The sequence below is a fragment of the Azorhizobium sp. AG788 genome, assembly GCF_943371865.1.
GTDB lineage: Bacteria > Pseudomonadota > Alphaproteobacteria > Rhizobiales > Xanthobacteraceae > Azorhizobium.
Genome location: NZ_CALRWL010000097.1, coordinates 1 through 6,681 on the forward strand (window position 1 = coordinate 1; position 6,681 = coordinate 6,681).

Below are 6,681 nucleotides of genomic sequence, written 5' to 3' on the forward strand. Positions count from 1 at the left end.
GCTCCCCCGCTGAATAGAGCCGACAGCGAATCACACCAAAGCCGCAGCCTCAATCCCCTGCGACACAACCCGAGTCAGAAGTTTCTGGAGGCGGTATGAGGGTCCGGAAAGTTCCGGCCACAGGTCGGAACTTTCCGGAATTGGTATGAGAAGCATGGCACGACGAAGCGGCGCTCCTGGCCGGTCCTGCACATTGGCCTGGACGCGACCAGCGGCCGGATCGTCGCCGCCACGCTGACCGAGCGCGGCATTGATGACGCCGCGCAGGTCGGCCCCTTGCTCGACCAACTCACCGAATCGGTGGCCTCTTTGACGGGGGACGGCGCCTATGACCACACCGGGGTCTACGCCGCCGTGCACGAGCGGCATCCCGACGCCGCAGTGGTGGCGCCGCCCCGCCGCGACGCCGTGCTCAGCGACACCGCCGAGACCGCGCCCACGCCGCGCGACCGCCAAATCCAGGCGATCGCCGCGACGGGGCGGATGGCCTGGCAGCGCACCAGCGGGTACAACGCGAGGGCTCGCGTGGAGAGCCAAATGGCGCGCTGGAAACAGGTCCTCGGACCGGCGCTGCGCTTCCACACCGCCGCGGCGCAGGCCACCGAGGTCAGGATCGCCGTCAACGTGCTCAATCGCATGCTTGACCTGGGAAGCCCGAACTCCGTCCGCAGCGCCTGATCAACGGCACGGGAGAGGGCTCCTCTGGCCTGCATCACCTCCGTGCAACACGCCGCCTCCCTATCGACGCGCTCTCCGTCGCGCTATACCAGCCCCTGCGGAATGGATATCCGGCCGGGATGGCAAGCGGCGCCTCCATGCGGGAGCCCTGCACATCTTTCGAGCATTTCGCTCTTGTGATTTCAGGTTTCACGTCACCAGCCTTCATTGGAACAGGACGGATTATGAGCGAGATCGGTTACCAGGGCAGGCTGGAGTTCATCACCACGGGCAAGATCTACGGCTGGCTGGTCAACAAGACCCAGCCGGAGCTGGAATGCCTGGTCGATCTCTACGTCAACGGCTGGTTCATGGGGACCTATCCGTGCAATGAGTATCACGAGGCGCTCGCCTCACTGCCGGGGCACAAGGGATTCGGCGTCTTCAACATCCCGCTGCCGCCCGACTTGCTGGGGGTGGAGGACTGCGTCGTCGACATCCGCATCCACGGCACCGCCGCCTCCATTCCCAACGCCCCCATCGTCACCAGCCTGCATCGGGCGATCATCGACACCGCTCTGTCCGGGATGACGCCTGAACGCAAGACCCTGTGCCGGACGGCGCTCGCCGAGACCCTGAACCTGACCAAGCGTGCCCGCAACCGGGTGGAGGATCCGCGCCTGACCCGCCCCGCCCCCGGATACGAGGAGGCGGAGTTGACCATCGGCGCCTTCCTGGCGCACCAACTCCACCGGCTGGGCGCGGCACGGGACTTCCATCTTCGCAGCGCCGCCGACCTGCTGCGCTTCCTGGTGCGGCATGCCGACCGCTTCAATCTGGCCGACCATGCCTGGTGTCCGCTCCCGGCCGACGTCACCGCTTTCCTGGCGTCGGGGGAGGAGGATGCCGGCGGCATGTTCCGGTCGCGCCTGCTCGCCGAATACAAGGAACAGGTGCTGGGCACGGCCAGCCAGCCGACCGGCACCGCGGAACTGAGCAACCTGGTCCATTGGATGTTCGGCAAGGCGCGCCTGCCCAAGACGGCGCTCGCCGCCGAACATGCCGATTACCTGAACGGGCCGGCCGCCCTGACGGTCGAAGGCGGCGGCACGGCCGGGCATGGGCTGCTGTCCCGCTTCTATGTCGAGATGCATGCGATGGACGACGCGCTGGGCAGCAAGCTGGCGGTGCGCGACGACAAGGCGCTGTTCGTCATCCTGCTCAGCATCAGCCTGTGGCTGGTCCGCTGGAACCTGGACGACCTGTTCCTGCCGCCGGCGGTGCGCGCACTGTTCGACCGCCGGATCCAGCATGCGGGACGGGAGTGGAGCGGTCTCGGCTATTTCTTCTCCTTCCTGGACATGCCGGGCGCGGAAGGCCTGACCCTGGACGCCCTGCGCCGCCGGCAGGAGGCCGCGGCCGTGACCCATGACACCCGCCGACCGGCCCAAGGCGGCGGGAACGGTAATGTCCAGGGCGGCGCCCCGACGGGCGGGGTGAACCTGTTCGGCTATTTCGACGGCAGCACCGGCATCAGCCGCAACGCCTTGTTCTCGCGCGAGATCCTGGCGGGGGCCGGCGTGCCGGTGACCATGCCGCCAGTGGTCCTGCCGCAGCATCACGCCACCGAAGCGCTGTACCCGGTCAACCTGATCCATTTCGGCATCATCGGCGCCCCCGGCGACATGGTGAACCACGGGATGGAGCGTTTCGCCGGTGCCTACAACATCGGCTTCTTCCTATGGGAAACCAGCCTGCCGCCGCGCTCCAGCCTGCTGACGCTGGAACTGATGGACGAGATCTGGACCCTGTCGGATTTCTGCGCCCAGGGGCTGGCCCGCCATTTCCACGGTCCCATCCATGTGGTGCCGAACTGCGTGGACGAACGGGCCACCGCCCCGGCTCCGGAGGGAGCGGACGGCGCCGGCCGGCGGGGCGATCGGCCCTTCACCTTCTATTTCTGCTTCGACGCCCGCAGCTGGTATACCCGCAAGAACCCGCTGGCGGCGGCGCGGGCCTTCCGGCTGGCCTTCCCGCCGGACGATCCGTCTTGCGGCGATGTCCGGCTGCTCCTGCGCATCCGCTACCGCGCCAGTTCGCGCAGTGTCGCCGACACCGCCCACAGGCTCCAGCTCGACCGCCTGGCCCGGCTCGACCCGCGCATCGTCATCCGCGACCAGGATCTTCCCTATGCCGATTCCCTGGCGGAGATGCGCAACTGCGACTGCTATGTCTCGCTGCACCGGGCGGAAGGCTTCGGCTACACGATGGCGGAGGCGATGATGATGGGAAAGCCGGTCATCGCCTCGCGCTATTCTGCCAACCTCGACTACATGACCGACCGGACCGGTTTTCTGGTCGACGGGCGGGAGCGCTTCATCGAACCCGACGAGTATATCGACGTGACCCCCGGCGCCGCCTGGTTCGAGCCGGACGTCGCCGCGGCGGCGGCGGCAATGCGCCGCGTCCGCTTCGACGACCCCGAGGCCCGGCGCCGCGCCGAGGCGGGACGGGAGTTGGTCCGCCGCACGCTGAACCGCAAGTCGGTGCAGGACCTTTACGTCACCCGCCTGAACGCCGCCCTGGAGGCCGCCCGGGGCCGGCGCTCCGAAGTGCGGTAAGGGAGCGCGCCAAAGGCGTCCGGCCTATAGGCGTGCAATCGCTTCCTCGACCAAGCGGGCCAAGGAGGTGAGGTCGATGTCGATGGGAATATCCAGCCGATCGACCAAGCGGTCGGGAAACCCGGCGGGGTCGCCGGTGAACGCCCCGGTCAGGTGGCTGAAATGCCCGATCAGCGTGGCCTGGGTGCCCATCTGATCGTTCCACGGAGAGTCCGGATGGAAGAAGTCCGCATTGTTCAGGTGGATCCAGGTGGCGCGAGGAGACAGGTACAGGTGGTTGGATGTCCCGGCGCCGATGGGGGCGACGACGATCTCGGCCTGAGCGATAAGCTCGATGGTTTCCAGGACGCTCAGCGTTTCAGGTAGGACCACCTCGAAGCCGTAGCCGGCCAGCAGATCACCCACCGCGGCGTCATTGGCGATGCGATGTTTCGGATAGGAGTTGCGGCGTGACAGAAACACACGCCGGGGCAACGGTCCACGGCCGGGGCGGACCTGCGGCAGCATCGCCTCACGCAACCACCGGTATGCGATGGGGTAGGACACCTGTGACGGCACCACAGCCCGGTGGAAGCGGTAGAGCGCTTGGACGCCCTCCGGACCGAGGGTGCGGCGCATGTCGATGATGCGCTCGCGGGCCACGCCGATCAGGTCGAACATTTCGTACTGATAGTCGCGCACGTCGAAGAGGACGATCGGCAGGTCCCGGGCTTCCGGAACCTGGGCGCAGGCGATCAGCATGGGGAGCACCTCGACCATGAAGTGCCAGTAGTTGGGGGTCGACCGCACGAAGATGGTGGGTTCCGGAAAGTCGACCACCGAGTAGAGTGGCCGCGGAAGGCGGATCGCTCCATTGACCAGGCCCGGCGTCACTCCGACCAGCGGTACAATTGAACCACCCACCACGCTGGTCTTGCTCTCGCGCAGCATGTGCCGACGATCGGCCAGGACGAAGCTCTCGTAGTTGTCCTTGACGTAGAAGCCCTGGATTACCTCGATCCCGGCGTCGAGTGTCACACCGATCGGAGAAGCACCGAGTGCCGGCAGGGTGTCCAGATACCGGTGCAGATAGGCGGGATAATCGTCGAACACCGTCTGCGGCACAGGCTGGGCATCCGCATGCCAGAGCCGGACGGACAGGCCGGCGGCGGCGCACCATTCCGGAAAGTCGTGAAGATCCACCACGAAAACGTCGATTTCGCTGGCCGGCACGGCAGGAAAATCGAAACGGTTCTTTACCCTCAGGCAGGCTTCGGCCACATCATGCTGGCCGGTAAACAGGGCAAACTGGATCTGCCTCTCATACAGGTCGTAGAGGAACTGGGTGAGGCCGGGAGCGTCGGCCAACCGGAGAAAGCTGCGGCGAACCCAAGCCCCGACGGCTTCCAGGTCGTTCTGGTTGAAGGCTGTCAAGGCGAAGTCAAGGGCCATGCCGCAGAACATCTCACGCAGGGGCATGGAGCCGGGGTTGGCTACGACGCCGCGCTCGTACCATTCAATGGCGGTTTTTCGTTCGTTCAGGCTGCGGTAGAGGTTTCCTATGTTGATATAGGGTGCATCGAACCTGGGGTTAATGGCAATTGCCCGCTGCATCAGCGCGGCCCCCTTGCCCGGATCCCCGGACCGCCAGCACACCAAGCCCAGGCAATGCAGAGCATTGAACTCGTCAGGCGATTGGCACAGCACGGCGCGGTAAATCGGCTCGGCATCGCCCAACCGCCCGGCTTGATGATGCGCAACAGCGCGGGTCATGAGATCAGTCGTGTTCACTATGGTACCCGGTCGAGTAAAGGGCAGTTCGAATTCCGGGGATCGTGCCCCTGAGCGTGGTGTAGGACCTGGGTCGCTCATCAGGTTCTCCGGCCAGTCTGGCCGGGATTGTCAGGCGGCCACGGCGGGCAGGCTGACCAGGGGATCATCGCCGAGCGGGGCGATGGTTTCCAGCGTCATATAGCGCGCCCTCTGGACAGCCCATTCATCATTCTGTTCCAAGAGGATGGCACCGATGAGCCGTGTAATCGCTTCCTCGTTCGGAAATATGCCCACCACCTCGGTGCGCCGCTTGATCTCGCCGTTGAGACGTTCAATGGGGTTTGTCGAGTGAAGCTTGGCCCGATGCTCCTTGGGAAAGGTCATGTAGGCCAGAACGTCTTCTTCCGCCTCGTCCATCAGGGTGGCAAGCTTCGGCAGTTTTGGACGGACCTGATCGGCCACTTGCCGCCACTGTGTTCGGGCGGAGGCCGCATCGTCCTGCGCGAAGGCGGTGGCGATGAAGGCCGCCACGACGCGGCGCCCGCTCTTGCCAGCATGGGCAAGGGCGGTCCTGGAAAAATGCACGCGGCACCTTTGCCACGTCGCCTGGAAGACGCGGGTGACGGCGGCCTTGATGCCGCCATGGGCATCGGAGATCACCAGCTTGACGCCATTCAGCCCCCGGCGTTTCAGCTTGCGCAGGAACTCGATCCAGAAGGTCTCGGCCTCCGACGGGCCGATGTCCATGCCCAGCACCTCGCGGCGGCCGTCGGTGTTGACCGCCACGGCGATAGTGACGGCGACCGAGACGATGCGCCCGTTCTGGCGAACCTTCACATACGTGGCATCCAGCCACAGGTAGGGCCAGTCGCCCTCGATGGGGCGGCCGAGGAAGGTCTTCACCCGGTCATCGATCTCGGCGCACAACCGGCTGACCTGGCTCTTGGAGATGCCGGACATTCCCATCGCCTGGACCAGATCGTCCACCGAGCGGGTCGAGATGCCTTGGATGTAGGCCTCCTGGATCACAGCCGTCAGCGCCTTCTCGGCCATCCGCCGCGGCTCCAGAAAGCCTGGAAAGTAAGAGCCCTTGCGCAGTTTGGGAATGCGCAGCTCGACGGTGCCGGCCCGGGTTTCCCAGTCGCGATCCCGATAGCCATTGCGCTGGACCAGCCGCTCAGCCGACCGTTCGCCATGTCCGGCGCCGGTCAGGCCCTGCACCTCCAACTCCATCAGCCGCTCGGCGGCAAAGCCGATCATCTCGCGCAGAACATCGGCATCCGCGCCCTTCTCAAGCATCGTGCGAAGCGCCATCATCTCGTCGGTCATCGTGGTCACCATCGGTCGAGGTTGTGTTGTGGTGACCAGACTCTACCGAAGAACCACGATGACCGCCCGCTATGGATAACCGGCCCGCCTACGCCAGCCATTGGAGGGCGCTGCGGCGGGCCGGTTCCCCACAGCTCCTACACCACCTCGTGGGGCACGACCATTCCGGGCACTAGTACTACAGTTGCATTTGATTGCGTTTTTGGTAATGAGCTTGCGCGGCGGTGTTCTGGTGGCGCCGCCGCCAGAGTGACCACCCGAGAATGAAGGCGAGATCGAGAGCCGGCTTGAGAAGAATCCGAGCGAGCAGATAGCGGATTTC

At 65.5% G+C, this 6,681-nt stretch carries 3 protein-coding genes and 1 pseudogene; 2 read left to right on the top strand and 2 right to left on the bottom strand.

All coding sequences use genetic code 11. The features are described from left to right. Positions 1–153 precede the first annotated feature (153 nt). Both AAG816_RS27245 and AAG816_RS27250 read left to right on the top strand, forming a co-directional pair. Positions 154–678: pseudogene (locus AAG816_RS27245) on the top strand (transposase); the annotation flags it as partial. Between the two features lie 224 nt (positions 679–902). Next, a complete protein-coding gene (locus AAG816_RS27250) occupies positions 903–3,278 on the top strand; it encodes a glycosyltransferase (protein WP_341992861.1) in 2,376 nt (791 codons plus the stop codon). Between the two features lie 24 nt (positions 3,279–3,302). Here the strand turns inward: AAG816_RS27250 and AAG816_RS27255 are convergent, their stop codons facing one another. Continuing rightward, positions 3,303–5,030 carry a glycosyltransferase 61 family protein gene (locus tag AAG816_RS27255; RefSeq protein WP_341992862.1) on the bottom strand — a complete coding sequence of 576 codons (1,728 nt, stop codon included), beginning with the start codon at positions 5,028–5,030 and terminating at the stop codon, positions 3,303–3,305. A 129-nt stretch (positions 5,031–5,159) separates the two neighbouring features. After that, positions 5,160–6,359, bottom strand: coding sequence for an IS256 family transposase (locus AAG816_RS27260; protein WP_341992863.1), 1,200 nt, complete (start codon positions 6,357–6,359; stop codon positions 5,160–5,162). Positions 6,360–6,681: the final 322 nt, after the last annotated feature.